The organism is uncultured Azohydromonas sp. (genome assembly GCF_937926365.1).
Classification (GTDB): Bacteria; Pseudomonadota; Gammaproteobacteria; order Burkholderiales; family Burkholderiaceae_C; genus Azohydromonas.
The window spans coordinates 1-4,555 of record NZ_CALAOH010000210.1 but is presented as its reverse complement, the minus strand read 5'-3'; the positions used below and the strand labels follow the sequence as shown (position 1 = coordinate 4,555).

Below are 4,555 nucleotides of genomic sequence, written 5' to 3'. Positions count from 1 at the left end.
CCATCCTGATCATGACCCCGGTGCTGATGCCGGTGATCAAGGCCGCGGGGATCGATCCGGTGTACTTCGGCGTGCTGTTCATCATCAACAACGCCATCGGGCTCATCACGCCGCCGGTGGGCACCGTGCTCAACGTCGTGGCCGGCGTGGGGCGCATGAAGATGGACGAGGTGACGCGCGGTGTCATCCCGTTCATGGCCGCGCAGTTCGCCGTCATGTTCCTGATGGTGCTCTTCCCCTCCATCGTCATCGTGCCGGCGCGCTGGTTCGCCGGCGGCTGACGCTGCGGCGCGCAGGCCGCTCAGGGGGCGTGCAGGAAAAGACAAGGCCGGCAGGTGCCGGCCCTTGATGACGCCCGTGCCACCGCACGGGCGTCTTGCTTTCGTCAGGCCGGCACGCTGAGCTTGACCTGGTAGCCGGCGACGTTGCTGGGATGGTCCTGGCGCGTGAACACCGAGCGGTCGTTCTTGAGCACGATCACTTCGAAGAAGGGCTTGAAGCGCGTCTCGGACACGCCGAAGGCCTGCAGGAACTTGCCGAACAGCACCTGCTCCTCGGGCTCGGGCTGGCCGTCGGACAGCGACGAGTCGATGAGGTTCACGAGGATGCACATGCGCTGCGCATCGCTGAGCAGCGGCGTGGCCTCGGCCAGGAACTGCTCGACGGAGTGCGAGCGCCGGTACTTGAGCGCGCTGTCCAGCAGCGCCTGGTTCTGCGCGCCGACACCGACGGTGCCGTTGCCGCTGTCCTGCCCGCCCAGCACGGACAGCAGGTGGCCGATTTCCTCATGGTCCATCTCGCCATCGGCGGACATCATGTAGAGAAGGCTGGTGGCCAGCGCCTTGTGCGGCGTCATCTTCTCGCCCGAGTCGCTCTTGAACATGTCGAAAAGGCCCAAATCGATCTCCTTGGTAGCAGGTTCGTCTTGATGTTCCGGCGCGTGGGATGCGCGCCGGCTTTGTCGCCGGCCCGTTTGCTTCAGCCGCCGACCAACGCATTGTTGCGGCATCGATGATTCGAGAAAATCCGTTTATCTCGATGTAATTGCTCGAAAAAACCAAGAGTTTTTCCCAGGCGGCCGAATCTGTTCAAGCCGCCAACGCCTGGGCGCCCTCGCCCTGGCGCACGAGGTTCATGTGCTGACGCAGCACCAGCGCCGACAGGTGCTTGCCCAGGTCGGGCAGCCCGGCCGCGCGCAGCTCGGCCGCCGCCGCCAGGGCGCGCTTGTCGTCGCGCGGCAGGAACAGCGCCTGCGCGTCGGTATAGGGCGCCGGCAGCGGCTTGCTGAAGTACGGCGCGCGCAGCCGGCGCAAGGCCTCGTGCAGCCCAATGGCCAGCGCGGCATCGCGGGTGCTGACGGCAAACAGCTCGTAGTTGCGCCGCAAACCGCTCACCGCCAGCGGCTCGATGGAGCCGCTGTGCAACTCCGCGCACAGCGGCACGGGCAGCCCGATGCGCCCGGCGATCCAGCGCGCGGCGGCAAAGCGCAGCGTGCCGCCGCTGTTGGCCACGAACAGCCGGCCGTCCCAGAGATGGCGCACGAAGTGCTCCGAGGCCTTGGGCTGGCGCAGGAAGCGCAGATCCCGATGCGCCAGCAGCGCGGAGAGCTTCGAGCGCGTCACCTCGCTGACCATCGAGCGCGCGCCGCGCTGCGCCAGCGCGTCCAGGCTGTCGAACTTCAGCAGCTCGGATTTCGAGGCCTGCAAACCGGTCACGTCCTGGATGTCGCAGCGCCAGCGCGGCGTGCGCACGCAACTGCCGAAACCCGCCAGATCGGGCAGCACCTCGCGCGTGGCGTGGTAGCCGAAATGGCGGCCGGCGCTCCAGCCCGTCACCTCTCCGGCTTGGAAGGCCTCGCCATGGATCTGGCCGGCCTGACCCCATTCGTGCCACCGGGGCACGCTGCCCAGCCAGAGCGCATCGGGCGTGGGTTCGAGTTGCACCTGCAGGCCCGGCGCCTGCCCGGCCAGGAAGCGCCGCAGCGTGACCGGCACGCCGAACCGCTCGCACACCCGGTCGGTGGCGAAGGACAGAGCTTTGTTGAGCATGGACATCCTCTTGCTGTGGGCCGCCGCGCAGCCTCCCTGCTGCCGGGCCGAAGCCCCGATCGGGGCGGCCTTGATTTGCCGGGCGCGATGATGGCCCGGATCAGGGGCCCCACCGCCGCGGCGGCCGCTCCCGGATGGAAACAGTGCGTTGCTTACCTCGCTGCCCGTCCTCATGAAGCGTTTTCTCAGCCCTTTCATGCTCACGCTGAGCGCGATCGTCGCACTCGGCTACGCCTACCTCGCCTGGCGCCTGACCGCCACGGCCGCGGCACGCGCGCTGCTGTTCGTGCCCTGCCTGCTGATCTGGCTGGTGCCCTGCGTGTACTGGGCCGGCGGACGCGAGAGCACCCGGCGCGGGGACGAACTGCTGCATGCCGCGGCCTACCTGTGCGCGGGCTGGCTGAATTTCCTGCTGCTGCTGACGCTGGCACGTGACCTGGTGCTGGGGCTGGCCCGCCTGGCCGGCGCGCGGGGCCTGGCCGCTGCGGTCGAGACCATCGGCGTGCCGGTGGTCTTCGCCGGCTCGCTGGCGGCGTTGGGCATCGGGGCGCTGGTGGCGCTGCGCGGGCCCAGCCTGCGGCGGGTGAGCATTCCCATCGAGGGCCTGGCGCCGGCGCTGGAGGGTTTCAGCATCGTGCAGATCAGCGATCTGCACGTGGGCCCGACCATCGGCCGGCGCTACGTGCGGCACGTGGTGGAGCGCAGCAACGCGCTGCGGCCGGACCTGGTCGTGCTCACCGGCGACATCGTGGACGGCTCTCCCACCCGGCTGGCGCCGCACGTCGCGCCGCTGGCCGAGTTGCGCGCCGCGCACGGCAGCGTCTTCATCCTCGGCAACCACGACTGCTATTCAGGCGCGCGGCGCTGGACCGACCACTTCCGCTCGCTGGGCCTGCGGGTGCTGCTCAACGAGCACCTGCTGCTGCGCCGGGGCGATGCGAAGGTGGTGGTGGGCGGCGTGGTCGATCCGGCGCTGCAGCTCTCCGAACCGCGCGCCGTGCCGCGCCCGGACCTCGCGGCCGCGCCGGACGAAGGGCCGGCGCTGCGCATCCTGCTGGCGCACAACCCGGCCCTGACCCGGCTGGGCGCGCAGGCCGGCTTCGACCTGCAGCTCTCCGGCCACACCCACGCCGGGCAGTTCTTCCCGTGGACGCTGGCCGTGCGCATGGTGCACGCGCCGCATGTCGCGGGCCTGTCGCGGCAGGGGAAGATGTGGGTCTACGTCAGCGCCGGCACGGGCAGTTGGGGACCGCCGGTGCGCTTCGGCACACGCACGGAGCTGACGCTGATCCGGCTGGCACGGGGCTGAGGCGGTATACCCTGCCGGGCATTCCAATTGCCCTCGGCGCAGGTTTGACTTGCGTGTGCCCGTGTTGACCAGAGACACCAACTTCCTCGTCCTCTCCCTCGTGCTGCTGTTGGCCATCCTGGTGGCCGACGCGCTCACGCCATTGGGCTACAGCATGTGGGCGCTGTATTTCCTGCCCATCGGTGTCACGCTGTTCCAGTCCCGCGCCTCGGTGCCGCTGGTCATCGGCGTCGCCTCGGCGCTGCTGTGTTACCTGGGCGTCTGGCTGTCGCCGCCGGGCATCAATCCGTCACTGTCGCTGTTCAACCGCAGTGTCGGCGCGTTCGCGGAGCTGCTGGTGGCCGCGCTGATCTGGCGCGTGCTGACCACGCGCCAGCAGATCGCGCAGCTGTTGTGGCTGCAGCAGGGCGACTCGCAGGTGGCGCGCGCGCTGCTGGGCGAGCAGCGCTCGGCGGCCGAGCTGGGCCACTCGGCGGCCCAGGCGCTGTGCGACTTCACCGGCGCGCAGGTGGGCGCGCTGTACTGGCTCGAAGGCGACCAGCTTCACCTGGAGGGCAGCCATGGCGTTGAAGAGGCCACGCTGCCGCAGCTGCTCTCCGTGCGCCACGGGCTGGTGGGCGAGATGCTGCAGCCGGGTGCTCAGCCGCGCGCCGTGGCCGACGTGCCGCCCGGCCACCTGGACCTGGCCACCGCGCTGGGCCGCAGCGTCCCGCGGCACCTGATGCTGGCGCCGCTGACGGCCGACGGCCGGCCCTGCGGCCTGATCGAGCTGGGCCTGGTGCGCCGCGAGCCGCCGCAGCCGCGCGAGCTGGAGCTGCTGGCCGCCTGTGGCGAATCTGTGGGCCTGGCGCTGCGCACCGCCGTGTACCGCCAGCGCCTGCAGGAGCTGCTGGAGGAAACCCAGCGCCAGAGCGAGGAGCTGCAGACCCAACAGGAGGAGCTGCGCGTCACCAACGAGGAGCTGGAGGAGCACACCCGCGCATTGCAGGACTCGCAGGCACGGCTGGAGGTGCAGCAGACCGAGCTGGAGCAGAGCAACGTGCGCCTGGAGGAGCAGACCCAGGCGCTGGAGCGGCAGAAGCAGTACCTGGTGCGCGCCCAGGCCGACCTCCGGGACTACGCGCAGCGGCTGGAGGAAGCCAGCCGCTACAAGTCCGAGTTCCTGGCCAACATGTCGCACGAGCTGCGCACGCCGCTC

At 70.0% G+C, this 4,555-nt stretch carries 5 protein-coding genes; 3 read left to right on the top strand and 2 right to left on the bottom strand.

Translation table 11 applies throughout. The annotated features are described in order from the left end of the window. A partial coding sequence (locus Q0741_RS22745) for a TRAP transporter large permease subunit (RefSeq protein WP_298235478.1) occupies positions 1–281 on the top strand: 281 nt, incomplete at its 5' end. A gap of 104 nt (positions 282–385) precedes the next feature. Here Q0741_RS22745 and Q0741_RS22740 read toward each other — a convergent pair. Continuing rightward, the gene (locus Q0741_RS22740; protein ID WP_298235477.1) at positions 386–898 is read right to left on the bottom strand and encodes a TerB family tellurite resistance protein; all 513 of its coding nucleotides are present in this window, start codon (positions 896–898) and stop codon (positions 386–388) included. Positions 899–1,088: 190 nt separating this feature from the next. Further along, a complete protein-coding gene (locus tag Q0741_RS22735) occupies positions 1,089–2,048 on the bottom strand; it encodes a DUF6685 family protein (protein WP_298235476.1) in 960 nt (319 codons plus the stop codon). Between the two features lie 172 nt (positions 2,049–2,220). Here Q0741_RS22735 and Q0741_RS22730 point away from each other — a divergent pair, with 172 nt between their 5' ends. Together Q0741_RS22730 and Q0741_RS22725 are read left to right on the top strand one after the other, a co-directional pair. Next, complete coding sequence (locus Q0741_RS22730; protein WP_298235475.1) at positions 2,221–3,357, top strand: metallophosphoesterase; 1,137 nt, start codon at positions 2,221–2,223, stop codon at positions 3,355–3,357. A gap of 61 nt (positions 3,358–3,418) precedes the next feature. Next, the coding region (locus tag Q0741_RS22725; RefSeq protein ID WP_298235474.1) for a GAF domain-containing protein at positions 3,419–4,555 on the top strand (1,137 nt) is incomplete at its 3' end.